29 protein-coding genes and 2 pseudogenes are annotated in these 25,095 nt (G+C 64.2%); 15 read left to right on the top strand and 16 right to left on the bottom strand.

Translation table 11 applies throughout. From position 1 onward, the window contains the following. The 5 genes and pseudogenes from EOA79_RS14185 to EOA79_RS14165 all read right to left on the bottom strand — a co-directional run. Nucleotides 1-1,217 (bottom strand): NTP transferase domain-containing protein (locus EOA79_RS14185; RefSeq protein WP_128293067.1); only part of this gene is annotated, 1,217 nt, incomplete at its 3' end. Then, entirely contained in the window at nt 1,214-1,918 is a 705-nt protein-coding gene (locus EOA79_RS14180) for an XdhC family protein (protein ID WP_095825279.1), read from the bottom strand. The genes EOA79_RS14185 and EOA79_RS14180, both read right to left, overlap by 4 nt. Before the next feature lie 6 nt (nt 1,919-1,924). Then, the gene (locus EOA79_RS14175) at nt 1,925-2,263 is read right to left on the bottom strand and encodes an XdhC family protein (RefSeq protein ID WP_095825278.1); all 339 of its coding nucleotides are present in this window, start codon (nt 2,261-2,263) and stop codon (nt 1,925-1,927) included. Nucleotides 2,264-2,332: 69 nt separating this feature from the next. Beyond that, a pseudogene (locus tag EOA79_RS33565) lies at nt 2,333-2,525 on the bottom strand (VWA domain-containing protein); the annotation flags it as partial. A gap of 3 nt (nt 2,526-2,528) precedes the next feature. Further along, the gene (locus tag EOA79_RS14165; RefSeq protein WP_067328468.1) at nt 2,529-3,023 is read right to left on the bottom strand and encodes a flavin reductase; all 495 of its coding nucleotides are present in this window, start codon (nt 3,021-3,023) and stop codon (nt 2,529-2,531) included. Between the two features lie 179 nt (nt 3,024-3,202). On the opposite strand from EOA79_RS14165, the gene EOA79_RS14160 reads away from it, so the two are divergent. Further along, nucleotides 3,203-4,267: a branched-chain amino acid ABC transporter substrate-binding protein gene (locus EOA79_RS14160; protein WP_128293066.1), complete on the top strand. Its 1,065-nt coding sequence runs from the start codon at nt 3,203-3,205 to the stop codon at nt 4,265-4,267. Beyond that, nucleotides 4,267-5,283, top strand: coding sequence for a P1 family peptidase (locus EOA79_RS14155; RefSeq protein WP_095825276.1), 1,017 nt, complete (start codon nt 4,267-4,269; stop codon nt 5,281-5,283). Before EOA79_RS14160 ends, EOA79_RS14155 begins: the two co-directional genes overlap by 1 nt. 15 nt (nt 5,284-5,298) lie before the next feature. Here the strand turns inward: EOA79_RS14155 and EOA79_RS14150 are convergent, their stop codons facing one another. Further along, complete coding sequence (locus EOA79_RS14150; RefSeq protein ID WP_095800838.1) at nt 5,299-5,556, bottom strand: DUF2171 domain-containing protein; 258 nt, start codon at nt 5,554-5,556, stop codon at nt 5,299-5,301. Nucleotides 5,557-5,778: 222 nt separating this feature from the next. On the opposite strand from EOA79_RS14150, the gene EOA79_RS14145 reads away from it, so the two are divergent. Both EOA79_RS14145 and purB read left to right on the top strand, forming a co-directional pair. Then, on the top strand, nt 5,779-6,267 hold the full coding sequence (locus EOA79_RS14145) for a hypothetical protein (RefSeq protein WP_245479149.1): 489 nt from the start codon (nt 5,779-5,781) through the stop codon (nt 6,265-6,267). Nucleotides 6,268-6,327: 60 nt separating this feature from the next. After that, nucleotides 6,328-7,635 carry an adenylosuccinate lyase gene (gene purB / locus EOA79_RS14140; RefSeq protein WP_127334780.1) on the top strand — a complete coding sequence of 436 codons (1,308 nt, stop codon included), beginning with the start codon at nt 6,328-6,330 and terminating at the stop codon, nt 7,633-7,635. A 40-nt stretch (nt 7,636-7,675) separates the two neighbouring features. Here purB and EOA79_RS14135 read toward each other — a convergent pair whose 3' ends face one another. Next, nucleotides 7,676-8,488: a VOC family protein gene (locus EOA79_RS14135; protein WP_095780610.1), complete on the bottom strand. Its 813-nt coding sequence runs from the start codon at nt 8,486-8,488 to the stop codon at nt 7,676-7,678. Between the two features lie 198 nt (nt 8,489-8,686). Here EOA79_RS14135 and EOA79_RS14130 point away from each other — a divergent pair, with 198 nt between their 5' ends. Further along, on the top strand, nt 8,687-9,244 hold the full coding sequence (locus tag EOA79_RS14130; RefSeq protein WP_128293064.1) for an alpha/beta hydrolase: 558 nt from the start codon (nt 8,687-8,689) through the stop codon (nt 9,242-9,244). A gap of 12 nt (nt 9,245-9,256) precedes the next feature. On the opposite strand, the gene EOA79_RS14125 is transcribed toward EOA79_RS14130, so the two are convergent. Beyond that, nucleotides 9,257-10,030, bottom strand: a complete 774-nt coding sequence (locus EOA79_RS14125) for an HpcH/HpaI aldolase/citrate lyase family protein (RefSeq protein WP_095825274.1) — start codon at nt 10,028-10,030, stop codon at nt 9,257-9,259. Between the two features lie 100 nt (nt 10,031-10,130). Beyond that, nucleotides 10,131-10,451, bottom strand: coding sequence for a DUF1476 domain-containing protein (locus EOA79_RS14120; RefSeq protein WP_066995175.1), 321 nt, complete (start codon nt 10,449-10,451; stop codon nt 10,131-10,133). 275 nt (nt 10,452-10,726) lie between these two features. Between EOA79_RS14120 and purC the strand changes: the two genes are divergently transcribed. The 4 genes from purC to EOA79_RS14100 all read left to right on the top strand — a co-directional run bounded on the left by purC (nt 10,727) and on the right by EOA79_RS14100 (nt 13,073). Continuing rightward, the gene (gene purC, locus EOA79_RS14115) at nt 10,727-11,521 is read left to right on the top strand and encodes a phosphoribosylaminoimidazolesuccinocarboxamide synthase (RefSeq protein ID WP_040969563.1); all 795 of its coding nucleotides are present in this window, start codon (nt 10,727-10,729) and stop codon (nt 11,519-11,521) included. Nucleotides 11,522-11,588: 67 nt separating this feature from the next. Further along, a complete protein-coding gene (gene purS, locus EOA79_RS14110; protein ID WP_095825273.1) occupies nt 11,589-11,828 on the top strand; it encodes a phosphoribosylformylglycinamidine synthase subunit PurS in 240 nt (79 codons plus the stop codon). A 110-nt stretch (nt 11,829-11,938) separates the two neighbouring features. Next, the gene (gene purQ, locus EOA79_RS14105; protein WP_067328327.1) at nt 11,939-12,607 is read left to right on the top strand and encodes a phosphoribosylformylglycinamidine synthase subunit PurQ; all 669 of its coding nucleotides are present in this window, start codon (nt 11,939-11,941) and stop codon (nt 12,605-12,607) included. 55 nt (nt 12,608-12,662) lie between these two features. Then, the gene (locus EOA79_RS14100; protein ID WP_095825272.1) at nt 12,663-13,073 is read left to right on the top strand and encodes a hypothetical protein; all 411 of its coding nucleotides are present in this window, start codon (nt 12,663-12,665) and stop codon (nt 13,071-13,073) included. Nucleotides 13,074-13,229: 156 nt separating this feature from the next. Here the strand turns inward: EOA79_RS14100 and EOA79_RS14095 are convergent, their stop codons facing one another. Next, the gene (locus tag EOA79_RS14095; RefSeq protein ID WP_095825271.1) at nt 13,230-13,472 is read right to left on the bottom strand and encodes a DUF1127 domain-containing protein; all 243 of its coding nucleotides are present in this window, start codon (nt 13,470-13,472) and stop codon (nt 13,230-13,232) included. 94 nt (nt 13,473-13,566) lie between these two features. Between EOA79_RS14095 and EOA79_RS14090 the strand changes: the two genes are divergently transcribed. The 4 genes from EOA79_RS14090 (at nt 13,567) to EOA79_RS14075 (ending at nt 18,223) form a co-directional block, all read left to right on the top strand. Continuing rightward, entirely contained in the window at nt 13,567-14,976 is a 1,410-nt protein-coding gene (locus EOA79_RS14090; RefSeq protein ID WP_095825270.1) for a PLP-dependent aminotransferase family protein, read from the top strand. Nucleotides 14,977-15,129: 153 nt separating this feature from the next. Then, nucleotides 15,130-17,361 (top strand): phosphoribosylformylglycinamidine synthase subunit PurL, encoded by a 2,232-nt coding sequence (gene purL / locus EOA79_RS14085; RefSeq protein WP_095825269.1) that lies wholly within the window; start codon nt 15,130-15,132, stop codon nt 17,359-17,361. Then, the gene (locus tag EOA79_RS14080) at nt 17,358-17,882 is read left to right on the top strand and encodes a hypothetical protein (protein WP_095825268.1); all 525 of its coding nucleotides are present in this window, start codon (nt 17,358-17,360) and stop codon (nt 17,880-17,882) included. The genes purL and EOA79_RS14080 overlap by 4 nt, the downstream gene beginning before the upstream one ends. A gap of 107 nt (nt 17,883-17,989) precedes the next feature. Continuing rightward, the gene (locus EOA79_RS14075; RefSeq protein ID WP_023674714.1) at nt 17,990-18,223 is read left to right on the top strand and encodes a BolA family transcriptional regulator; all 234 of its coding nucleotides are present in this window, start codon (nt 17,990-17,992) and stop codon (nt 18,221-18,223) included. Between the two features lie 19 nt (nt 18,224-18,242). Here the strand turns inward: EOA79_RS14075 and EOA79_RS14070 are convergent, their stop codons facing one another. Both EOA79_RS14070 and EOA79_RS14065 read right to left on the bottom strand, forming a co-directional pair. Next, on the bottom strand, nt 18,243-19,442 hold the full coding sequence (locus tag EOA79_RS14070) for a ZIP family metal transporter (protein ID WP_127334779.1): 1,200 nt from the start codon (nt 19,440-19,442) through the stop codon (nt 18,243-18,245). After that, nucleotides 19,439-20,560, bottom strand: coding sequence for a multicopper oxidase domain-containing protein (locus EOA79_RS14065; RefSeq protein WP_095825266.1), 1,122 nt, complete (start codon nt 20,558-20,560; stop codon nt 19,439-19,441). The genes EOA79_RS14070 and EOA79_RS14065 overlap by 4 nt, the downstream gene beginning before the upstream one ends. Nucleotides 20,561-20,851: 291 nt before the next feature. Here EOA79_RS14065 and grxD point away from each other — a divergent pair, with 291 nt between their 5' ends. Beyond that, nucleotides 20,852-21,187, top strand: coding sequence for a Grx4 family monothiol glutaredoxin (gene grxD, locus EOA79_RS14060; protein ID WP_066995148.1), 336 nt, complete (start codon nt 20,852-20,854; stop codon nt 21,185-21,187). Nucleotides 21,188-21,379: 192 nt separating this feature from the next. After that, entirely contained in the window at nt 21,380-22,579 is a 1,200-nt protein-coding gene (locus tag EOA79_RS14055) for a multidrug effflux MFS transporter (RefSeq protein WP_164748144.1), read from the top strand. Nucleotides 22,580-22,602: 23 nt separating this feature from the next. Here EOA79_RS14055 and EOA79_RS14050 read toward each other — a convergent pair whose 3' ends face one another. From EOA79_RS14050 to EOA79_RS14035, 4 genes and pseudogenes are all read right to left on the bottom strand, one after another. Next, nucleotides 22,603-23,013, bottom strand: coding sequence for a hypothetical protein (locus EOA79_RS14050; RefSeq protein WP_095825265.1), 411 nt, complete (start codon nt 23,011-23,013; stop codon nt 22,603-22,605). A 78-nt stretch (nt 23,014-23,091) separates the two neighbouring features. Continuing rightward, nucleotides 23,092-23,919, bottom strand: coding sequence for an inositol monophosphatase family protein (locus EOA79_RS14045; RefSeq protein WP_095825264.1), 828 nt, complete (start codon nt 23,917-23,919; stop codon nt 23,092-23,094). Beyond that, nucleotides 23,909-24,805 carry a tRNA 2-thiocytidine(32) synthetase TtcA gene (gene ttcA / locus EOA79_RS14040; RefSeq protein ID WP_095825341.1) on the bottom strand — a complete coding sequence of 299 codons (897 nt, stop codon included), beginning with the start codon at nt 24,803-24,805 and terminating at the stop codon, nt 23,909-23,911. Before ttcA ends, EOA79_RS14045 begins: the two co-directional genes overlap by 11 nt. A 187-nt stretch (nt 24,806-24,992) precedes the next feature. After that, nucleotides 24,993-25,095, bottom strand: a pseudogene (locus EOA79_RS14035) (30S ribosomal protein S4); the annotation flags it as partial.

Here is a 25,095-nt window from a genome sequence, read left to right as displayed (position 1 = left end):
AGACCTGAGAGCGCCGAGCGCACCCGCTCGCGCTGATGGCCGGTGACGACGATGGCGTTGGCCGCTTTCGATCCCAGCGCCCGCTCGGCGGTGCGCCGCACCAGCGGCTTGCCGTCGAACAGCGCCAGCAGTTTGTTCGGCCCGCCCATGCGGCTGGAGCGCCCGGCGGCGAGAAGCACGATGTCGACCCTCGGCTCCGCCTTTGCCGACCGCGACGGCAGCGGCTCGCGCGGCTGCGGCCTGGACGGGATTTCCATCAACAGGCCTCCGACGCCCATGCCGGCAATGTCGCCCGCCGTCACGTCAAGCCCGGCGATCAGCCGGTCCAGCACCCAGTCGAAACCGTTTTCCTTCGGGCTGCGGGCACAGCCGGGCGCGCCGATGACGCGCTTGCCGTCGAGCGTTCCGAGCACCAGCAGATTGCCGGGATCGACCGGCATGCCGGCTCGAATGACTTTGCCGCCCGCCTTCTCGATCGCGGCAGGGATGACATCGGCGAAATCGGCCAGCGCCGAGGCGCCGAAGATCACCACCATGTCGTTGTCGCGCGCCAGCGCGCTTGCTGCTTCCGCAACAAGCGTCACGTCATGCGGCGTGCGCCGCTCCGCCTTCAGCCGGCCGCCGGAGCGCGCCAGCCGCGCCTCGGTGACCCGCAGCGTCTTGTCGAGCACGCTCGGCTTCAAGCCGGGCAGCGTCGTCTGGATCACGCCGACATTGACCGGGCGATAGGCGTTGACGGCGCAGATTTCGCCGCCGGCGCAAATCCTGGCCACCGCATCGACTAGGCTCGCAGCGACGGCAAACGGAATGATCTTCACCGTCGCCACCATCTGGCCCGCCTCGACAGGCGCGTGCTGCGCCAGGGTAGCGATGGTGATCGCCGGGTCGATGGCATTGATGGCGTCGATCATCTTGGCGTCGACGGTGAAGACGCCTGCGGCTTCGGCATGCAAGTTCACGCGTCCCGTTGCAGCGGACTTCGTCTCCACGTTGCGATGGGACATGCTCAACGCGATCTTTTCGGCTGCGGCATCCTCGCCGAGGTCATCGGGAGCCAGAACGGCCACGACGACTTCGCTGATGCCGGCCGCCTTCAGCGCAGCAACGTCCTCGCCGTTCAGCCGATGCGCCTTGCGGAATCGCCGCTCGCCGGCAGTGGTCGCATGCGCCAGCACCGCGCCTTCGGCCTCATCGATCGCGATCGGGCCGAACTTCACGCCACCGCGCCTTTGCTTTCCAGGCCGCGCGAGCGGAAGGCGTGGATGGTCTGTGCCAGCACCGCGACGGCGATCTCGGCCGGGCTCGCGGCGCCGATGTCCAGCCCGATCGGTGCATGGATGCGGGCGATCTGGTCGGCGCTGGCGCCGAGCGCCAGCAGACGCTCGACCCGCTTGGCGTGAGTCTTCCTGCTGCCAAGCGCCCCAACATAGAAGCACCTGGCGTCGAGCGCCGCCTTCAGCGCGAAATCGTCGATTTTCGGATCGTGGGTGACGGCGGCTAGCGCGGTGTAGCTGTCGAGCGGCTTGCGCTTCAGCACATCTTCCGGCCATTCGGCATGCAGCGCCACATCGTGGAAGCGCTCCGGCGTGGCGAAGGCGGTGCGCGGATCGATGATCTCGACCGGATAGCCGGCGATCCTGGCCATCGGCGCCAGCGCCTGGCTGATATGCACCGCTCCGACCACCACCAGGCGCGGGCGCGGCAGATGCGCATTGAGAAAGAAAGTCCGCCCTTCCGCTTCCACCGATCGAGAGATGCCGGTGCGGAACGCACTGGCGATCGCCGCGCCGAGCTCGCCCGCGACGCGGTCGCCTTCACGCACGATGCGGTCGCGGCCGTCACCGAGGTCGGTGACCAGCACCGCGGCGCGCCTGGCGCGGCGCTCTTCGTTCAATGTTTTCAGAACATACGGATCCATCCGCAGTCAACCCAGCCGCTCGACATAGACCTTGATGCGGCCGCCGCAGGACAGCCCCACCTGCCAGGCGGTTTCGTCGGCGACGCCGAACTCCAGCATCCTCGGCTTGCCCGAGCCGATGACGTCGATCGCTTCGGCCACCACCGCGCCCTCGACACAGCCGCCCGACACCGAGCCGTGGAAATTGCCTTCGGCGTCGATGACCAGATGGCTGCCGATCGGGCGGGGGGCCGAACCCCAGGTTTCGACCACGGTCGCGATGGCGACATTCTTACAGTTCTTCATCCAGCCTTCCGCGATGATCAGGGGATCGCGGAGCTCATCGAGATAAATGCTCTCGTCCATCGTCGCTTCTCACAAAGTCTGTTTTCTCGGGGAACGTCCCAGAGGAATATATCGCTGCGAAACATATGGCTACGCGGCCCGCCTGTCGCCAGTTCCCAGCCAGCGCCGCAGGTCCACAGGTGCGGCCGGCCGCTGGGCGAGCGGGGCGCAAGGATCGGCCAGCGCGTCCGAGATTGTGCACGGCGCGGAACTCGTCGCCACGCGGCAGCATCGCCTTCACGCCACGGGGGCGCGCCTCAAACCCATCAAAGCGCAAGAGCGGTTTTCACAGAACGTGGTAGTCGCGGTTGTGGTAGATCAGCGGCCGCAAATTATCGCCGATGCGCAGGCCTGTCACCTTGCCAAAAAGCACACGGTGGGTGGCCAAATCCTTGGTATCGATGATCTGACAATCGAAGACGGCGAGCGCGCCTTTCAGCGTCGGCGCGCCGGTCGAGATCACGTCCCATTCGCCGAGCGCGAAGCGCTCCTCGGACGGCAGGCCGGTGATGCCGGAAAAGCCGACCGACAGCGCCTCCTGGTCCGAGGCGAGCGTGTTCAGCGCGAAATTGCCGTTCCGGATGAAGGCCTCGTTCTTGGGATTTTCGCGGTTGAGGCAGACAAGCACGGCGGGCGGCGTATCCGAGACCGAGCAGGCGGCAATCACCGTTGCGCCTCGTCTCCCGGCCGGGCCGTCCGTGGTCACCACATGCACATGGCCGGCAAAATGCGCCATCGCATCGCGATAGGCTTGCGGCCCGATGTCATTAATCTTCAGCACCCGATGATCCACCTGCCAAAACGGAAGCTCGTTATATATGGCTGCATATTGTATGACACAAGCGAAGTGCTTGAGCGCAATCCTGAATTCGCGTGTTGCACCGGGATTAGGCAGCCTTTAGGTCTTTGCTGGAATAGTGCCGGAACAATACTCCCGGCACGGAGGACCTCTTCGCCCGAATGCGCCTTCTCACGACGACTTTAGCCGCGCTGCTTTGGCTGGCCGCGAGCGTCCATGCCGAGACGCTGGTTGGCGTCGCCGCACCGCTGTCGGGGCCGTCGGCGATCCTCGGCAAGCAGATCGAGGCGGGGACCGCGCTGGCGGCGGAGGCCGAAGGCGTCGCCGTCCAAACCGTTGACGACGCCTGCACTGCCGATGGCGGTGCAGCGGCTGCCAGGCAGTTCGTGGATGCCAAGGTCAACATCGTTGTCGGTTTTCTGTGCACCGAAGCGATCGAGGCGGCGCTGCCGATCCTGAAGGATGCCAACATTCCGGTCATAGCGATCGGCGTGCGCACCGAGAGCCTGACCGACCGCCGCGCCAAGACCGGCTGGCCGGTCTACCGGCTTGGCCCGCGCGGCGACGACGAACGCAATGCGGTGGCCACGATCCTCACTCGGCTCTGGCAGAACGAATTGTTCGCCGTTATCGATGACGGCACCATCTATGGCCGAGAGATCGCAGAGACTTTCCGCGCGGCCGCCGAGCAGGCGGCGCTGAAACCGGTCTTCGTCGACACGTTCCGGCCGCAGCTCGACAACCAGATCGGGCTGATCGGCCGCCTGAAGAAAGCGGGGGCTACGAAAGTGTTTGCCGGCGGCGACGGCGACGACATCGCCATCATGGGGCGCGACGCTGCCTCGCTCAATGCCGGCATCACCTTCGCCGGCGGCGAGACGCTGCGCACGCCACCCGGCGATGTGCCCTATGCGGCCGGCACACTGATGATCGCGCTGCCGGAGTGGTCAGAAGTCGCGGACCCCAAGGTCGTGCAGGCCTTTGGCGAAAGGAAGATCGTGACCGACGGCTACACGCTGCCGGCTTATGCCGCGGTGGAGATCGCCAAGGCGGCAGCGGTCGACGCAGAAAGCTCCGGCAAGCCGCTCGCCAAGACGCTGACCGACCATGATTTCGCGACCGCTATCGGTACCGTCCGCTTCGACGAAAAGGGTGATCTCAGCCAAAACCCATTCCGCGCCTTCCGTTTCGACGGCTCCCATTTCGTGCCGCTGGAGGAAAACTGATGTTCCGCACCTGTCCACGCAACCTGATCACCGACGTCGCCGGACTCACCGTCGGCAATGCTGCTGACGCCAGGCTGAAGTCCGGCGTCACGGTAGTGCTTTGCGAGGAGCCGGCGGTGGCTGGAGTCCAGGTGCTGGGTGGCGCACCGGGCACGCGTGAGACCGACCTGCTCGAGCCGCAAAACTCGATCGCGACCATTCACGCAGTCGTGCTGTCCGGCGGCTCGGCCTTCGGCCTCGATGCCGCTTCCGGCGTCCAGGCGGCGCTGCGGGAGAAAAACATCGGCGTCGAGGTAGGTGGTTTTCGCGTGCCGATCGTGCCGGCCGCGATCCTCTTCGACCTGCGCAATGGCGGCGACAAGGATTGGGGCCGCTATCCGCCCTATCGCGAGCTTGGCTACGAGGCGGCTCAGGCGACAACGACCGATTTCCCGCTCGGTACGGTCGGCGCCGGTACCGGCGCGCTGACTTCCGGTCTGAAGGGCGGGCTGGGTTCGGCCTCGACGATGCTCGACAGCGGCGTCACCATCGGCGCGCTCGCCGCCGTCAACCCGACCGGTTCGGTGACGGTCGGACGCAGCCGCCATTTCTGGGCCGCTCCCTTCGAGATCGGCGATGAATTCGGCGGCTTGGGTTATCCCGACCCGATACCGGAAGACGCGAGGAAGATACTCTTGAAGTACCGCGACAGGCGCGCAGGGGAACAGCCAGAGGGCGCCAGCACGACGATTGCCGTCATTGCCACCGATGCCGTGCTTTCCAAGTCGGCCGCCAAACGGCTGGCGATTTCGGCGCATGACGGATTTGCCCGCGCCATCTGGCCGACGCACACACCGGCCGACGGCGATCTCGTCTTTGCGCTCGCGACCGGCAGGAGCGGCATCGAACTCAGCGCCGATGCAGCGATCGATCTCTATGCCGCAGCGGGGTCTACGATGGCCCGCGCCATCAGCCGCGGCGTCCACGCGGCGACGCCGGCCGACGGCGATCTCTTTCCGGTCTGGTCGTCCCGCTAGAGTTCTGGACGCCGGTCAGGTCGGGTCGGACTTCTCTTCCTCGAACGTCACCGCGACTTCCGAATTCGCCGAGAGCCAGACCTTCTTTCCTTCGATCTCCGCGACCAGAGCCAGCGGAACATAATGGTGGTGGCCTTTGTGCGAGCCCATGCCGCTGTCGGCCTTGGTTAGCTTGATGCGCTGCCCCTCGACCTTGTCGACGGTACCGACATGGACGCCATCGGCGCCGACTACTTCCATATGCTCGCGTATCTTACTAAGATCGACGGTCATGCTGGTCCCTCCGGTGGGTGGCCGCGCGTCCCTGTCGGCCGCCCACAATAACAAACGGCCGCGGGATTGGATGCATCGAGCGGCATGTCTTGTTCACCATGGCATGATAGCCATGGTGCCAATGAGACAGGGAGCATTGCCAACACCACGCAACGCGAACCGCTTTTCGCCGCGGAACGTGGCCCAGTGACCGTAACGTCGCTGCAGCCGGCCTCCTTGCGTCTGCGCCTGGCAAACCGCCTGCGCGACGCTCTGCCATCAGCAAGCTCGGCAATTGTCGGCGCCCTGCTGTGGGGGCTTGCGATGGCGGCGAGCACTTTCCTCAATCTGTATTATTGGGAGACGCCGGACAGCGCCCGCTTCGTCGTGCTGCTTTATGCGCTCGGCGGCGCGCTTGCTTTTTCGGTCGGGCTGACGTTCGCCGCACTGGTATCGCGCGGCCGCCACTGGGAAACCGCGCTCGCCGCAGCTTTCGTATGCCTGCTTGGCGCGACGCTCGCTTTCACCGGCGGGCTGTTTGCCCTGCAATACCGTTCTTACTACGCCGAGTGGCACGCGCCGGCCTTCACGCGGACCTGGGCGTCTGAGTTCGTGTTCACGGTCCTCGCCGCGCTCTACCAGTTCGTCGTCCTGGGCGTCCGGCTCTATTTTCCGTTCGGCTTTGCCGTACTTGCCGCCGCCAGCATCTGGTTTGCACGCCGGCGGCGTTGAGCATTGAGCCGGCCTCTGTTAGGACGCGGCCAAAGCTTCTCCCAGCAGGACTAAGAAACCATGATCCCTCGCTATTCCCGGCCGGAAATGGTCGCCATCTGGTCGCCCGAAACCCGGTTCCGCATCTGGTTCGAGATCGAGGCTTATGCCTGCGATGCGCTGGCCGAGCTCGGCGTCATCCCGAAGGAAGCCGCGAAGACGATTTGGGAGAAGGGCGGCGCTGCCAAATTCGACGTTGGCAAAATTGACGAGATCGAGCGCGTCACCAAGCATGACGTGATTGCATTCCTGACCCATCTCGCCGAATTCGTCGGACCGGACGCCCGCTTCATTCACCAGGGCATGACCTCGTCGGACGTTCTCGACACGTGTCTTGCGGTGCAATTGACACGCGCCAGCGACATCCTGCTTGCCGACATTGACGCGCTGCTTGTGGCCCTGAAGCGCCGCGCCTTCGAGCACAAGGATACCATCACCATCGGCCGCAGCCACGGTATCCACGCCGAGCCGACCACCTTCGGCGTCAAGCTGGCGCTGGCCTATGCCGAATTTTCGCGTTGCCGCGAGCGGTTGCTGCACGCGCGCGAAGACATCGCCACCTGCGCCATCTCGGGCGCGGTCGGCACCTTCGCCAACATCGATCCCTATGTCGAAGAGCATGTGGCGAAGAAACTCGGCCTGAAGCCGGAACCGGTCTCGACTCAGGTCATCCCGCGAGACCGCCATGCGATGTTCTTCGCTACGCTCAGCGTGATCGCCTCGTCGGTCGAGCGCCTGGCCGTCGAGATCCGGCATCTGCAGCGCACCGAGGTGCTGGAAGCGGAAGAATATTTCTCGCCGGGACAAAAGGGCTCGTCGGCGATGCCGCACAAGCGCAACCCGGTGTTGACCGAGAATCTCACCGGCCTTGCCCGCATGGTCCGCTCCTACGCCATGCCGGCCATGGAGGATGTGGCGCTGTGGCACGAGCGCGATATCTCGCACTCCTCGGTGGAGCGCATGATCGGACCGGACGCGACGGTGACGCTCGACTTCGCCTTGGCACGCCTGACCGGTGTCGTCGATAAGCTGCTCGTTTACCCCGAGAACATGGAGAAGAACCTCAACAAGTTCCGCGGCCTGGTGCATTCGCAGCGCGTGCTGCTGGCGTTGACCCAGGCTGGCGTGTCACGCGAGGATGCCTATCGCCTGGTGCAGCGCAATGCCATGAAGGTATGGGAGCAAGGTGCTGATTTCCTTGAGGAACTGCTTGCCGACAAGGACGTGACAGCGGCACTGCCCGAGGCCGAGATCCGCGAGAAGTTCGACCTCGGCTATCACACCAAGCATGTCGACACGATCTTCAAGCGGGTGTTTGGAGAGGCTTGAGTCCGAGTGAAGGGCGCCCCGCTAGCGTGGCGCAGCCTAATCAGGCCTTGCCAGGCACCGTCCTGATCACCGTGCCCCAGGGATCTTCACGCGTCGTCTCGGCCTTCACGTTATCCGAGCGCATTTCGACCCAGGCGAGGCCCGAGCGGGAGGGATCGCGGCGGCCGGCGCCGGCGCTGCGCCAGGAATTGGCACCGATATGGTGGTGGTAGTGGCCGGAGGACAGGAACACCGCCTGACCGCCATATTTGGCGACCGTGTCGAAGCCGAATTCGTCATGCCACCACGCTTCGGCGTCTTCCGGACGCCCGACGCGCAGGTGGACATGGCCGACAATGGTGTTTTCCGGCGCTCCCTGCCAGCCGGCATCACCGACGGGCACGCTGGCGACGACCGCGGGGAGATTCAGCCGCTCGGTCGACATTGCGATCTTGTCGCCGTTCCATTTCCAATCCTGCGGACGGCGATCGGCGTAGATCTCGATGCCGTTGCCTTCAGGGTCGGTGAGGTAGAGCGCCTCGCTGACCAGATGGTCCGAGGCGCCTTCGATGCCGATCCGGTTGGCGGCGGCATGGCTGATCCACCGGCCGAGATCGGCGCGCGACGGCAGCAGGAACGCAGTGTGGAAAAGGCCGGCGCTGCGCGGGTCGTCAGGCTTGGCCGAGGCATCCTGCTCCAGCACCAGCAGCGGGCGGCCCGCGGCGCCGAGGGTGATCGCGCCATCGGCGCGGCTCAACTCCTGCAGGCCGACGACGGCACGATAATAGGCGGCAAGGTTTTCGGCATCGCGCGCCTTCAACCCGACACGCGCGACGCTGACCGGGGTGGTCGCGGCAAAAGGCAGTTCGCTCATCGCACTCTCCGTTCGTGCGCCGATCTCACGATGGGCAGTCGCTCCGACGTTTATTAGTCATTCCTGTTCCCTCTCCAGATCGTTCATCACCATCGTTCACACAAGGTTGAAAGAATCGAACACGTTGTTCACCTTTGTGATGCCACTGCATTCCACCGGCCGGTTGCATCAGACAGGGGCGCTCGCTACATCGGCGCCATGAAAGTCAAGGACGCCGATATCCTCATCATACCCGGCTACACCAACTCCGGTCCCGAGCATTGGCAGACCCGCTGGCAATCGAAATTGTCGACGGCACGCAGGGTCGAACAGGCCGAGTGGACGAAACCCGTGCGCGAGGACTGGACGGCAAGTGTAGCGAAAGCTGTCAACGAGGCCGAGCGGCCGGTGGTCATCGTCGCGCATTCGCTGGGTGTGGCGGCGGCGGGGCAGGCGATCCCGCAATTCCAGAAGCCGGTCGCGGGCGCCTTCTTCGTGGCGCCCCCTGATGTCGCCAATCCGGAGATCAGGCCGAGGCACCTGATGACCTTCGGGCCCTATTCGCGCGATCCCCTGCCCTTTCCGTCGATCGTGATCGCCAGCCGCAACGACCCGTTCTGCGCCTTTGAGGTTGCCGAGGATATCGCCGCCGCCTGGGGTTCGCTGTTCATCGACGCCGGCGACGCCGGCCATCTCAACCAGGACGCGGGCTTCGGCCCCTGGCCGGAGGGATCGATGACTTTCGCCAAGTTCCTGACGGAATTGAAGGAGCCTTGAAACGCCGGCGCCTCAGGCGCCGATCGAATCCCGCATGCTCTTCAGCAGCGTCCTGGCTCCGAGCGAGATCAGCGTGTGGTCAGAACCCATGGCGAGCAGCCGATAGCCCATCGACACGACGCGGCCGGCCACGGCCGGCTCGATGACATAGATCGCGGCGTGCTTGCCTGCCTTGCGCGTCCGCTCGGCGATCGAGGCGACCGTCTCCATCATGCTTTCCAGCGTCGAATTGACGGTGGTGCCGTTCGACCAGGCGATCGAGAAATCCGACGGCCCGACGAAGATGCCATCGATGCCGGGCGTCTCGAGGATTCCATCCAGCGCCTCGAACGCCGCACGCGTCTCGAGCATGGCAAAGGCCATGGTGCGCTGGTTCGAGTCGCGCAGCCACTCGGCATGGTCACCCTTGCCATGGCGCGGGAAGGCATAGGTCGGGCCCCAAGAACGCTCGCCCATCGGCGGATACTTCATCGCTGCGGCGAACTGCCTGGCGTCGTCTACGGAATTGACCATCGGCGCGATCACCGCCTCGGCGCCGAAATCGAGCGCCCGGCTCGCCATGTCGAAGCGCCCGACCGGGATGCGCACCAGCGCCGGCTTGTTGGCGGCAAGCACCGGCACCAGGCCGCGCAGAACGCTGTCCTCGTGGTGGCCGCCATGCTGCATGTCGAGGGTAACGGCATCAAAGCCCTGCTTGGCGATGATCTCTACCGTCAGCGCGTCCGGCACGCCGGACCAGGCGGTGAACAGCGTTTCGTCGGCGGCCAGGCGGGACTTGAGCGACATCGGAACTTCCTTGGTAACGATCCGCAGTCTCAGCCGGAAACGGCGGCAAGGCAAAGAAAACCGCCCGGCTGAGCCGGGCGGTCGATTGGTCCAACGATTTTTACGTGTTCTTGACCTGCTCGATCGCCTGCGCCATCAGCTCGTCCATGGTGCGGCGGATCTGATGGTCCGACTGGTTGACGCCCGCGGCGTCGAAGTCCTCGCGGATTTTGCGGAAGACGTCATGGTCGCCGGCCTCCTCGATGTCGGAGACGACTACCGCTTTGGCATAGGCCTCGGCATCGGCTCCGCTCTTGCCCAGCTTTTCGGCGGCCCACAGGCCGAGCGCTCTGTTGCGGCGCGCCGAGGCCTTGAAGCGGAGCTCCTCGTCGAAGACGAATTTGCGCTCGAAGCCCTCTTCGCGGTCTTTCATGCTGCTCATGCGTCCCTCCGATCAAATCGATTCGCTTGGCTATGAATATGTGTGCTTACCCAGCACAAACCAAAAGGTCGCGGGCCGGTCAATATGCAACGTCCCATGCTGCGCTGCGGCATTTCGGTTCCGAAAGCGGTTGATCGGCTGGATTTGCCGATTGAGCAAACATTACGATTGCTATAGACACCGGCATTGAACGCACCCGTCGCCACAACTAATTTAGGCAGACGGACAGGAACTGGTCGCTTGCCGCCTGCCCGCCAATCCAGAGAAAAAATCAGATGAAAAATCGCCGCCGCATTTACGAAGGCAAGGCCAAGATCCTCTATGAAGGACCTGAGCCCGGGACGCTGATCCAGTTCTTCAAGGATGACGCCACCGCCTTCAACAAGAAGAAACATGAGGTGGTCGACGGCAAGGGCGTGCTCAACAACCGCATCTCCGAGCACATTTTCAATCACCTCAATCGTATGGGCATCCCGACCCATTTCATCCGCCGGCTGAACATGCGCGAGCAGCTGATCAAGGAAGTCGAGATCATTCCGCTTGAGGTGGTGGTGCGCAACGTCGCCGCCGGCTCGCTCGCAAAGCGCCTGGGCATCGAGGAAGGCACGGTTCTGCCGCGCTCGATCATCGAATTCTACTACAAGGCCGATGCGCTGGACGACCCGATGGTGTCGGAAGAGCACATCACCGCCTTCGGCTGGGCCAGCCCGCAGGAGATCGACGACATCATGGCGCTGGCTATCCGCGTCAATGACTTCCTCTCCGGCCTGTTCCTGGGCGTCGGCATCCAGCTTGTCGACTTCAAGATCGAGTGCGGCCGCCTGTTCGAGGGCGACATGATGCGCATCGTTGTCGCCGACGAGATCTCGCCGGATTCCTGCCGGCTGTGGGACGTCGCCACTCAGGACAAGCTCGACAAGGACCGCTTTCGCCGCGACATGGGCGGCCTGGTCGAGGCCTACCAGGAAGTGGCCCGCCGCCTCGGCATCATGAACGAGAACGAGCCGCCGCGCCCGACAGGCCCGGTGCTCGTTGCCTCTTCCGAGCCCTCGAAGAGCACGAAGCACTGACAGCCAGCGCGGGCCTGCCGGAAACGGCGCGCCCGCCCTCCGCACTACCGATCACTCAGGAGTATCGATGAAAGCCCGCGTCACCGTCACCCTCAAGAACGGAGTTCTCGACCCGCAGGGCAAGGCGATCGAGCACGCGCTCTCAGGGCTGGGCTTCGACGGCGTCGGCCAGGTGCGGCAGGGCAAGGTCTTCGACATCGAGCTCACCGGAACCGACAGGGCCAAGGCCGAAGCCGACCTCAAGGCCATGTGCGACAAGCTTCTGGCGAACACGGTGATTGAGAATTATAGTGTGGCTATTACCTGAGGTTGCAGCGCAGAGGTTATGCCTGAAGCCACCAGCGATTTGATGTACAGGCTCCTGAAGCGCGTGCATAACCAGCGAACTCGCCGAAAACCAGAGGCCCTACGACCCAAATGAAATCAGCCGTCGTCCTCCTGCCTGGGCTCAACCGTGACCGCGACATGATCGCGGCTCTGACCAAGATTTCCGGTCAGGCGCCGGCGACCGTCTGGCAGACCGACACCGAAATCCCGGACGTCGACCTGATCGCCATTCCCGGCGGCTTTTCCTTCGGCGACTATCTGCGCTGCGGGGCGATCGCCGCGCGCATGCCGGTGATGCGGGCAGTGGCCGAAAAGGCGGCCAAGGGCGTGATGGTGATCGGCGTCTGCAACGGCTTCCAGATCCTGGTCGAGGCGGGGCTGCTCCCCGGCGCCCTGATGCGCAACGCCTCGCTGAAATTCGTCTGCCGGCACGTGAAGCTCGAGATCGCCAACGCCAACACGATGTTCACCCGCGGCTATCAGCCGGGCCAGATCATTCGCTCACCGGTCGCGCATCACGACGGCAACTATTTCGCCGACGCCGAAACGCTGGCGCGCCTCGAAGGCGAAGGCCAGGTGGTGTTCCGCTATGCCGAAGGCACCAATCCCAACGGCTCGATCAACGACATCGCCGGCATCGTCAGCGAGAAGGGCAATGTGCTCGGTCTGATGCCGCACCCGGAGAACCTGATCGAGGCGGCACACGGCGGCAGCGACGGCCGGGCGCTGTTCGAAGGCGCGCTTGGCATCGCCGCTTGATCCTTTCAGACGATTCCTTCAGACCATTCTTTCAGACCAACGGGGCGGCCTGACCATGAGACTGACGATTGCTCGCCTTGCTCTCCTGGCCGCCGCCGGATTTGCGCTCGCCTCTTGCCAGTCCGGCTCGAAGACCACGCCGCCCCCCTCTGGCAAGAGCGCTTCCCTGCTTGCCATGGAGCAGGTCGCCATCGCCGCTCACAAGTGCTGGATCGCCAGCAAGGACCCGGCCTTCAAGCCCTATCAGATGGCCAACGAGCTCAACTCCTACAGCGGCACGCCGCGCTTCCTGCTGGTGCCTGCCAACCACTATGGCGGCAAGCCGCTGCTGGTCGTGCAAGCACAAGGCAATTCCCGCAAAGTGGACGTGTTCGGGCCGTTGATGGCCGAACCGCTGGGCGCGCGCATAGGCTCCGACATCGCGCGCTGGCAGGCCGGCAATTCAGCCTGCGCCGCTGCAGCGTGACTCGGCCGTAGCCCACTTCCTGCAAATGCAGGATTGACGGTCGGTTTTCGCGCTCGTCAATCAACATACCATCGAAGCTCTGTTCGCGGTCGATGTATGCCCAAACCGCGCAGCGATTTGACATGCATCGCAACAATCAAGGGCGTCGCGACGCGCTTAGTCCCAGAACGGCCTGATACCTTCGCGATGGGCGTCGCAGCGCGAAATGCCGATGTCCTTGAGCTGCTCGTCGGTCATCTCCAAGAGCGCAAGGCGGCCGCGACGGCGTTCCAGCATTCGCTCGATTTGCCTGGCGATGGCACGAAGCACGAATACGACCCGGTCAACGAACCCGCGGCGCCCCGACGGGCGGCCGTGCAACTCGGCGCTGTCATAACGGAATGTATCAATTGTATTCATCTTGCGATCAACCAATTCTATCAATTGTACTCTAGTTACCCGCGTTCTCATATCGATTGACTCGTCTCGCGATGCAATATAAAAAATTGCCACCATGACAAATTGGCTCTCAGACCTCGCTTCCGGTTCCGGCCCTCTCTATCAGCGCCTTGCTGACAGCATTGAGTCAGATATCGACAAGGGCGTCATCGATGCGGGTGCAAAACTGCCGCCGCAGCGCGACCTCGCCTACGACATTGGCACTACGGTCGGCACGGTCGGCCGGGCCTATCAGTTGCTGCGCGAGCGCGGGCTGGTGTGTGGGGAGGTCGGGCGCGGCACCTATGTGCTCGCGCAACGCGCGGAGAGCCCCAAGCCCGAGTTGCAGCCCGCCGCGCTCGGAACGCGGCTCATCGATGCGCCGAGCGGCAAGCTGCGCTTCGACAGCACCGCCGCCCCCGATGTCGGACAAGGCGCATTGATTGCCGAACTGCTGGCGCGGACGGCGGAGGAGCACCCCCACGACATCTCAAGCTATACCAGGGATTTCCCGGAGCGCTGGTTTGAGGCCGGCGGCCTTTGGCTCAAGCGCAATTCCTTTCACCCCTCGCCCGATTCGATCGTGCCGACGCTTGGCACCCATGCGGCGGTGATGGCGGCGGTCGCGGCGCTCACCACGCCTGGCGACACGATCGTCTTCGAGCATCTCACCTATTCGCAGATCTCGCGCAGCGCCGGTCTGATCGGGCGCCGTACCGCGCTGGTCTCGGCGGACGATGAAGGTCTCGATCCCGACGATTTCGAACGCGTCTGCGCGCAAAAACACCCGAAGATGATGTTCGTGATGCCGACGGCGAAGAACCCGACGCTGGTGACGCTGTCGGCGGAGCGGCGCCAGGCGATCGCGCGCATAGCGCGCGAGTACAATGTCGTCCTGATCGAGGATGATCTTTATGGCGAATTGACCGACGATCCGACGCCACTGCTCGCCGAATACGCCCCTGAGCGCACGATCGTAGCCGGCGGCCTGTCGAAGTCGGTCGCGGCCGGCGTGCGCGGCGGCTGGCTGTCCTGCCCGCCCGCCTACCGCCACCGCATCCGCGTGGCGCACAAGATGATGACCGGCGGGCTGCCCTTTCTGCTGGCGGAGGTCGGAACAAGGCTGGTGATGTCGGGCCAGGCCAACGATATCCGCAAGCGCTGCATTGCCGAGATCCAAGCTCGTCTCCATGTCGTGCGCGAGACGCTGGCTGGCTTTGACTTCAAGGCGCGGGACAATGTGCCCTTCGTCTGGCTCACCTTGCCGGATCCTTGGCTCTCAGGCACCTTCAAGAATGCCTGCCTTGCGCAGGGCGTGCTCATCGACGACGAGGACGAGTTCAAGGCCGGTCGTTCCGAGCAAGTCTTCCACGGCGTCCGCTTCGGTGTTTCGCAACCCCGGCAAAGTAAGGACGTCGCCGGTGGCGTCGCGGTCATCCGCCGCCTGCTCGACGAGGGCCGCGCCGGCTACGACAGTTTTTCCTGACCTGTCCTTTCCTAAGCGCCTCGCGCTACCGGCCGGTGCCGGCGCAGCGGTTTTGCGGCGTTTTCGTCGTGCTTTGGGGGTGTATCGCTCGAAAGCTTGCGATAAGAGGAGACTCAGAAAAGCCCCCTCTCCCACGGATACCAATCGCCGCTCATGACCATATCCAATTCCGTGCCGATCACCCCCGAGCTCGTCGCCGCGCATGGGCTGAAGCCCGACGAATACCAGCGCATCCTCGATCTGGTTGGCCGCGAGCCGAGCTTCACCGAGCTCGGCATCTTCTCGGCGATGTGGAACGAGCACTGCTCCTACAAGTCTTCCAAGAAATGGCTGCGCACGCTGCCCACCAGCGGCCCGCGGGTGATCCAGGGGCCGGGCGAGAATGCCGGCGTGGTCGACATCGGCGACGGCGACTGCGTCGTCTTCAAGATGGAGAGCCACAACCACCCCTCCTATATCGAGCCCTATCAGGGAGCCGCGACCGGCGTCGGCGGCATCCTGCGCGATGTCTTCACCATGGGCGCGCGACCGGTTGCGGCGATGAACGCGCTGCGCTTCGGCGCGCCTGACCACCCCAAGACCCGGCACCTGGTCGCTGGAGTCGTTTCCGGCGTCGGCGGCTACGGCAATTCCTTCGGCGTGCCGACCGTCGGCGGCGAGGTCAATTTCGACGCCCGCTACAACGGCAACATCTTGGTCAACGCCTTCGCGGCCGGCCTCGCCAAAACCAACGCCATCTTCCTGTCGCAGGCCAAGGGCGTCGGCCTGCCGGTCGTCTATCTCGGCGCCAAGACCGGGCGCGACGGCGTCGGCGGCGCCACCATGGCCTCGGCCGAGTTCGACGACAAGATCGAGGAGAAGCGGCCGACCGTACAGGTTGGCGACCCTTTCACCGAAAAGTGCCTGCTGGAGGCCTGCCTCGAGCTGATGGCGTCCGGCGCGGTCATCGCCATCCAGGACATGGGTGCGGCCGGGCTCACCTGCTCGGCGGTCGAGATGGGCGCCAAGGGCGATCTCGGCATCGAGCTCGACCTCGACAAGGTGCCGGTGCGCGAGGAGCGCATGAGCGCCTACGAGATGATGCTGTCGGAAAGCCAGGAGCGCATGTTGATGGTGCTGCGCCCCGAGAAAGAGGAGGAAGCCGAGGCGATCTTCCGCAAATGGGGCCTCGACTTCGCCATCGTCGGGACGACCACCGACGACCTGCGCTTCCGCGTGCTGCACCACGGCGACGAGGTCGCCAACCTGCCGATCAAGGAACTGGGCGACCAGGCGCCGGAATATGATCGCCCCTGGGTCGAAACGAAGAAGCCGGCGCCGCTTGCAGCGAACGACGCGCCCAAGGCCGACGTCGCCGACGCGTTGCTCAAGATGCTGGGCGGACCGGACCTCTCTTCGCGCCGTTGGGTGTGGGAGCAGTACGACACGCTGATTCAGGGCAATTCGCTGCAGCTCCCAGGCGGCGATGCCGGCGTGGTGCGCGTCGAAGGCCATCCAACCAAGGCGCTCGCCTTCTCTTCCGACGTCACGCCGCGCTATTGCGAGGCCGACCCGTATGAGGGCGGCAAGCAGGCCGTCGCCGAATGCTGGCGCAACCTGACGGCAACGGGCGCCCTGCCGCTTGCCGCCACCGACAATCTCAATTTCGGCAATCCGGAGCGGCCGGAGATCATGGGCCAGTTTGTCGGAGCGGTTAAGGGTATCGGCGACGCCTGTCGCGCGCTCGGCTTCCCGATCGTCTCCGGCAATGTCTCGCTCTACAACGAAACCAATGGCCGCGGCATCCTGCCGACGCCGACCATCGGCGGCGTCGGGCTGATCGCCGATTGGTCGAAGATGGCCCGCATCGGCTTTGCCGCCGAGGGCCAGATGATCGTGCTGGTCGGCGCGCCGCCGACATGGGGCAGCCATCTCGGCCAGTCGGTCTATATGCGCGACATCCACGGCCGCGCCGACGGTTCGCCGCCGCCCGTCGACCTCGAACATGAAAAGCGCGTCGGCGACCATGTGCGCGCGCTGATCGCTTCCGGCATCGTGACTGCCGCGCACGATGTCTCCGACGGCGGCCTTGCCGTGGCGCTGGCCGAAATGGCGATGGCATCCGGCATCGGCGCCACCATTCCCGGTCTCACCGGCACCGATCCGATCCCGGTCTGGTTCGGCGAGGACCAAGGACGTTATCTCCTGACCTTGTCGATCGACCCGCAAAGCGGCGAATGGGACAGGATCCGCGCGGAGCAGGGCAAGCTCGGCATCTTCGCGCCGTGGATCGGCACGACCGGTGGCGACATGCTGAAGCTCGGCGAGGCGCGTGCCGTTCCGGTCAGCGAATTGACCGCCGCCCATGAGGGCTGGTTCCCGCGCTTCATGGATCAGGCCATTTGACCAGGCTGGCGGTCCGGGCGCTGCTTGCAGCGGTTTTCTGGCCGTCGCTGTTCTTTTTCTGGTTCCTCGGCCCGTTCGTCTTTCTGCTGCTGTCGACGACCTCGAGCGAGGTCTGTCCAAGGCTCGAAACGCGAGCCGAGTTCCTTGCTGCGGCGAACGGCGCAATCCCGTTGCTGGCCGCTCAGGACCTCGTCTACGCCATTCCTGTTTTGTGCCTGGTGCTGTGGCAGCGCCTTTTGCCGGAGCCGGCTCGGGCAAGGCATATCGTCACTTGCGTCAAGCTCTTCGCCATTGCAACCGCCATCGGAGCGCTTTGGGCGTATGGTTCTTCGCTTATGTGCGATGGCTACGGCCGGCCGTTTTTCTCCCCGGTCTGGCAGTGGACGAGCTACTTGCCGATGGTCGGCATCGCGATAAACGTGCCGCTCTACGTGCTGACCTTCAGCCTCGGTCGCGCCTACTCGACGCACGAGGATGTGTCCGCCGGCGACGCGGCTCAGCCGGATCGGAATGTCCCGTGAAGCTTCGGTCACGGATGGAACCGCTTCAATCCGGACCGGAAAGGCTCTACGCTTATCCCCGACTCTCATCGCACGGGCTGCGCCCGCTCGAAAACAGGATTTCTGCCATGGCAATGGATGCGCACGACATCGAACGACTGATCAAGGAAGGCATTCCGGACGCCAAGGTGACAATTCGCGATCTGGCTGGTGACGGCGACCACTACGCTGCCGAAGTGGTGGCCGAGAGCTTCCGCGGCAAAAGCCGCGTCCAGCAGCACCAGATGGTCTATGACGCGCTGAAAGGCAATATGGGCGGCGTGCTGCATGCGCTCGCCCTGCAGACCAGCGTTCCGGACTGAGTGTTGACGCCGCCGTTGCTCAGATCTTTACCAGCATCGCCGTGAGGTACATGAAGCCGACCCCGGCTGTCAGCCCGGCCATCGCAGCCGGTGCGAGCAAGGCGCGCGAGCCATCGGGGCGCTGGCGAAGCTGCAGCGAAACCATCTCGACGATCACTTGCAGGATCGCTCCGGCGCCGATCGCCAGCGCCAGCGCCGACCATTGCGGCGCATAGGCGAGGCTGCCGATCCATAGGCCGACGACGGCGGGACCTCCCGCGAGCAGCGTCAACATGGCGAAGGTCCTGAGCGGCGGTCGCTGCTTCAGGATCGGGGCTGCGATGCCGATGCCTTCGGTGATGTTGTGCAAGGTGAAGCCAAGCACCAGGAACGTGCCGAGCCCGGCTGCGCCCGAGACGAAGGCGGCGCCGATCGCCAGCCCCTCGCCGAGATTGTGCAGGCCGATGCCGAGTGCGATGAAGGTGGCAAGCGCCAGCCCGGTCGGTGTCCCGCTGCGCCGGCCTGCCGCCATGAGCAGAAGGAAACTGGCGGTGGCTGCGAGTACGATCATGGTCGACCCTTGGAACAGGGCGGCTGCTTCGCCGGCCAGTTCGAACGCGTCCTCGAGCGTGTCGACGAAAAGGAAGGCGAGCAGACCGACGGTCATCGACAGGAGAAAGTCCATGCCGTTCCGCCCGACCCCGCGTAGTGCCGGATAGAACATCAGGCCGATCGCCACGGGCAGGATGCCGACAAAGCCGCCGAGCACCGCTTGCGCGGCAAAGCTAGGTGAACTGCGCGTCGGTGTGGGTACGGCGACGGCGATATCGTGCCCGAATGTTGTCCCGGTACTGGTTACGACATTGATCGCATGCGCCTCCCCCAGCACCCAGGGGTATGGCAGGCTGATCCATGCCGTTGCGCCGCGCGCGATCGGCCCCGGCGGATCCTGCGTGAACTGCCAGTAAGCGTCGTCGACCTGGACCTGTGCGATCGTCATCGGTTCCGACCCGCCGGCCCGCACGAGAATTCGAATGCCGTCGTTTCCGATAATTGTCCGCTCGAAGGTCAGGTTCTCGACCGGCGGCGCGCCGTTGCGAAAGCTGGCCAACGGGTCGGAAGAGACCATCCACGCAACCGCGAGCCCGAGCACGGCGAGCGGCAGTACTATCCAGAGCAGAGAGAGCCAGCGCGGCCGACCGGCCTGTGTATCCCGGGAGGTGCTACTGACATCGGTCACGACAAGGCCTCCACGACGTCGAACATGCCCGACCAGCCGAGTTCGGTAAACTCCGACTGGTGGGGATGGAACATGTAGAGGCCTGGCTCGTGCTCCCTAAAATGGAACTCGAGGATACCGCGCTCGGCCTGGCACTGGGTGATCAGATCGACGGTCCTGAGTGTCGGCGTCAGCGTCGTGCCCTGATTGTAGTAGTCGAAGAAATTGGCATGCAGATGGAAGGAGTTGATCGGGTCGAACTCGACCACGTTGACGAGATAGATCCGGACAGGCTTGTCCTTCAGCACCCGTATCGGCTTCTTCGCGTAGGCATGGGCGACGGTGTTGACGGCATAGACCTCGTTCTCGTTGTCGAAATTGGTGTCGAAGGCGTTCATCACCATTACGAATTCCTGCCAGCCGGCATTCTCCGGCGTGCCGAGCAGGCGCGAGCGGGCGACCGCCTCGTGCTCCGGATGCCTGGCGGGATCGGGATCGATGATGAAGGCGCCGTACATACCTTTCTGGATGTGCCGCTTCAGCGGCAGCGCATGGCAATGATAGAGGTGGCAGCCGAACGGCCTGGCGTCGAACTCGTACACGAACTCCTCGCCCGGCCCGATCAAACCGGCGCCGGGAACGCCGTCCATCCGTGCTGCGTGAATGCCGTGGAAATGCATGGAATGCGGATGCGAGCCGTTGTTGCGGAAGGCGATCTTCAAGCGATCGCCTTCGGTGGCCCGCAGCGTCGGCCCCGGCACGCGGCCATTGTAGGTCCAGGCGGGGAACAGGATGCCGGGCGCGATCTCGATCTCCTTGTCCTCGGCCGTGACCTCGAAGCTGCGCAGTGTCCGCCCGTCCGGCAGCGTCGACACCGTCCCGGTCTCCCAGTCGCTCAGCAGCTTCACCGGATCGAATCCGTTGCGGCTATCCTCGACCTCGCCGACGGTGATCATCGCCCCATGCGCGGACAGGTGCGCCGGCTGCGGTTCGGCCGCCCCTGGCGTTCCGTGACCGGCGTGGTCGGTCTGCCCGCGCGCCGCGGTCGCCATCACCGCCGTACCGCCGGCCGCCAGGCCACCGGCCAGAAGCAGCCTTCGATCGAGCTTTTGTTCCAGCAGCGATTTCGTTTCGCGCATATCCGCGTTCCTCCAAGGCACCGGCAAGGATAGCGCATGCTTCAAGATTTAGCTATAGCTATAATTCTGGCGCGTGCGCACCTGGGAAACCGTCAGCGGCACCGGGACAAGAGAACCGGCCTGCCGGCCCGCTTGTGGGAAAGTTCCGGCTGGCGGATTTGGCCCAATGGCGGACCAAAGCTTTGCGCCATTTCGGGTGCGTCGCGGCTAACGTCTTGTTTCAGCCAACCTATGGGTTTATTTGATGGACATGCTTCGAGCCTGACTCCCACAGGCGTGAAAGGATTCCCCATGAGCGGCATCAACGACTACATCGACAGCGAAGTGAAGAGCAACGACGTCGTGCTCTTCATGAAGGGCACCCCCGGCTTCCCGCAGTGCGGGTTCTCCGGCCAGGTGGTGCAGATCCTCGACTATGTCGGGGTCGACTACAAAGGCGTGAACGTGCTGACCTCGGCCGAGCTGCGCCAGGGCATCAAGGACTATTCCAACTGGCCGACCATTCCGCAGCTCTACGTCAAGGGCGAGTTCGTCGGCGGTTGCGACATCGTGCGCGAGATGTTCCAGGCCGGCGAGCTGCAGGATTTCCTGGTCGAAAAAGGCGTCAGCGTCAAAGGCGCCGCCTGATTTGAGCTCGCGCTGGCCGGCCCAGCCGGCTGCGCGATGACATTCGGGGCCGCCCCACCTCGGCACTTTGGCTTTCGAACTCGAGAACGAGACGAATTGATGCGCCGGTCGACCGGCGCGTATTCGTTTGATTGATCGGATTTTGCCGTGGACAATCAGGCACTAGCGCAGCAGTCGGCAAAAAGCTTGCCCATTCCGCGCTGGGAATTCATTGCGCTCTGCGCGGCGCTGATGGCGCTCAATTCGCTCGCCATCGACATCATGCTGCCGGCACTGCAGCAGATCGGCGCCTCGCTCGGCGTCGAGAATGAAAACCACCGCCAGTATGTGATCACAGCCTACATCCTTGGCTTCGGCACCGGTCAGCTCTTCTTCGGTCCGGTTTCCGATCGTTTCGGCCGCCGTGCGCCGCTGGTCGCCGGCCTGATCATCTACGTGGCGGCGGTAGCGGCCGCTGCTGTTGCTCCGACCTTTGCCACCCTTCTCGCCTGCCGTGTCGTGCAAGGCATCGGCGCGGCGGCCACCCGCGTCATCGCCGTCTCCATCGTGCGCGACACCTTCGAGGGCCGCCGCATGGCCGAGGTCATGTCGCTGATCTTCATGGTGTTCATGGCGATACCGGTCGTCGCGCCCGGCATCGGCCAGTTCATCATGCTCTTCGCCACCTGGCACTGGATCTTCGTCACCATGGCCGTCGGCGCGCTCATCGTGTCGGCATGGTCGCTGTTGCGCTTGCCGGAGACGCTGCATCCGGAATACCGGCGGCCCTTAACCGTCAACGCCGTCGTCGGCGGTTTCCGCATCGTGCTCACCAACCGCATCGCGCTTTGCTATGCCTTTGCCAGCACCTTCATCTTCGGCGCCATGTTCGGCTTCATCAATTCCGCGCAGCAGATCTATCTCGAAGTCTTCCATGTCGGCGAGCTGTTTCCGCTGATCTTCGCCGGCGTCGCGGGCGTGCTCGCCTTCTCGAACTTCCTCAACGCGCGGCTCGTCGGCAAGGTCGGCATGCGGCGCCTGTCGCAGAGCGCGCTGCTGCTCTTCCTCGCCATCAGCCTGGTCTGGCTCGTCTTCTCGCTCGAGATCGAGATGCCGCTCTGGCTGTTCATCGCCTTCTTTGCCGGCGCGATGGTTCCATTTGGCTGTCTCGGCGCGAATTTCAACGCGCTCGCGATGGAGCCGCTCGGCGAGCTTGCCGGCACGGCGTCCTCCATCCTCGGCTTCATGCAGACCTTTCTCGGCGGCCTGCTCGGAACGCTGATAGGCCAGGCCTATAACGGCTCGGTCACGCCATTGGCCGCCGGCTTCTGCAGCGTTTCCCTCGCCGCCCTGCTGATGATCCTGATCGCCGAGCGCGGAAGGCTGTTCCAGCCCCACAATCCGCCGGTGTGAAACCCTCGCCTACGGCCACCCGCTCAGGATTTTCGTTCAAGCGCAACCGTGAAGCGGGGCGAAAGTATGCGCCCTGCGATCGCCTCGCCCATGCTCTCGGTAAAGGATAACGGCAGGGCCTTATCGAGAGCCTCGAGGACTGAGGCAACGAAGGCTCTGTTCAATGCATCGTTCGATCCGAGTACGGAGAAGGTCGCGCGCGGCTTGCCAATGAGCGTTCCGTCTCGGCGGAGCGAGAACCGCAGGGTCAAGGACAGGCCGGCAGTTCCGTGAGGCGGCCGCCAGCAGGCGTAAATGGCAGCCGACATTTCCGCTATGGAGTTTACGGGATCGCGACTGCCGCAGGCGCGCTCCCGTGCCGCTGCTTCGTCAGCACCCGTGATCGTCACGGCGATGGCGAGAGCCAGAGCGACCATCGCGGACTGGGTGCCCATTCACATCTCCGGATTTGCGTGAGGTCGTAGGTCGACATCTTCCAGCCGACCGGCTGGCCCTCGCTGGCGCAATCGATCCTATTCCGCCCAGAGCTCGCGCCGCAGTTCGTTCCAGCTATCCTTGTCTGGCGCAACCAACAACCCGCCGTCGACATGCGACGGCAGATAGGCATCGCCGTCGATCCGCGCCGCATAACCACCGGCCTCCTGATGGATCAGCACGCCGGCCAGATGGTCCCACGGCATCAGCTTGTTGTAGACGACGAAATGCGCATGGCCGCTCGCCAGCAGCCGGTATTCGTGCGCGGCGCAACGATAGCCGAACTGCGACAGCGCCTTTGTGTGGTTGCGAGCGAGCCGCGAGCGCTCCGGTTCCTTCAGATACTGCCACGAGATCGCGCCGGTCATCTCGGAGATCGGCACCGGCTCGGCGACCCGCACCCTCTCCAGCGCGCCATGTGCGTGGCGGATATGGCTGCCCGCCCCCTTGGCGCCGATCAGCCAGTCGTTGCCGACCGGATCGTGGATGATGCCGGCAACCGTCTCGCCGTTGACCACGACGCCCAGCATGACGCCGAACAGCGGCACACCGGAGGCGAAGTTGAAGGTGCCGTCGACCGGATCGATGACGAAGGCGAGTTCGGCATCGCCGAGCCCTTTGAGCAAGGCCGGATTGTCGGAGCAGGTCTCCTCGCCGACGATCATCGCTGTAGGGTAACGCTCGCGCAGCCTGGCAGTGATCAGCCTTTCGGCGTTGACGTCCGCCTCCGTAACCAGATCGGCGGCGGACGTCTTCTGGCGAATATCGCCCTCGCCCAACCGGCGAAAGCGCGGCATGATTTCGGCCCTGGCTGCGTCAGCTAGAAGCTCGGCCAGCCAGTCGATCGCTTGCATGTCAAACGTCATCGGAAATGTCTTTTCCCATGGTAAGGCGCGCATCGAGCGCGGCGAAGTCGAACAGTTTTCGGTCGAGCAGATGCGAGGGTCGCACATTGGTCATCGCGCGGATCATCGTGTCCTTGCGGCCAGGCATACGCTTCTCGATATCGTCGAGCATCGCCTTCATGGCGTTGCGCTGCAGCCCTTCCTGGCTGCCGCAGAGATCGCACGGGATGATTGGGAACTTCATTGCACTGGCGAATTTCTCGAGATCCGCCTCGGCGCAATAGGCGAGCGGGCGCAGAACCATGACGTCGCCCTCGTCATTGAGAAGCTTCGGCGGCATGGCGGCGAGACGCCCGCCATGGAACAGGTTCATGAAGAAGGTTTCGAGGATGTCCTCACGGTGGTGGCCGAGCACCAGCGCGGTGCAACCCTCCTCGCGCGCGATGCGATAGAGATGGCCGCGCCTCAGCCGCGAGCAGAGCGAACAATAGGTGCTGCCGTCGGGCAGCTTGTCGGTGACCACCGAATAGGTGTCCTGGTATTCGATGCGATGCGCAATGCCGTTGCCGCCGAGATAGTCCGGCAGGATATGCTTCGGGAAATTCGGCTGACCTTGGTCGAGATTGCAGGCAAGCAGCTCGACCGGCAGCAGCCCGCGCCATTTGAGATCGAGCAGCAAGGCAAGCAGGCCATAAGAATCCTTGCCCCCGGAGAGCGCCACCAGCCAGCGCTCGCCGGGTTTCACCATGGCGAAGTCTTCGATCGCCTGGCGCGTGAGCCGCAGCAGCCGCTTGCGCAGCTTGTTGAACTCGACCGAGGATGGCACGTCGCGGAACAGCGGATGGAATCCGCCGTCCGGCTCGTCGGCGATCGGCTCAAGCGATTTGACGTTTGGCAGCATATTCATGGCGCAGGTGCCCACGGTTCTGTTGCCGCTTCGCTTAGAGCATTTTGCAGCCAAGTGGAATCACTAGCCGTCGCGGAATTGCGGCTAAAAAAATGACCAGGGTGGAATTGCCGCCCTGGCCGACGCGACAGACAAAGAAAAGGCCGCCTCGAGGGCGGCCTTGGATGGGTGTCGCCGATTGGTCGGATCAGCGCGAATAGAATTCGACGACCAGGTTCGGTTCCATCTGGACGGCGAACGGAACATCCGCCAGGCCGGGAACGCGGTTGTAGGTCGCGGTCATCTTGTTG

Origin of the sequence: Mesorhizobium sp. M1A.F.Ca.IN.020.03.2.1, from assembly GCF_004023205.1 — a bacterium.
Lineage (GTDB): Bacteria > Pseudomonadota > Alphaproteobacteria > Rhizobiales > Rhizobiaceae > Mesorhizobium.
The sequence above is the reverse complement of the archived record's forward strand: the minus strand, read 5'-3'. Positions and strand labels throughout refer to the sequence as shown.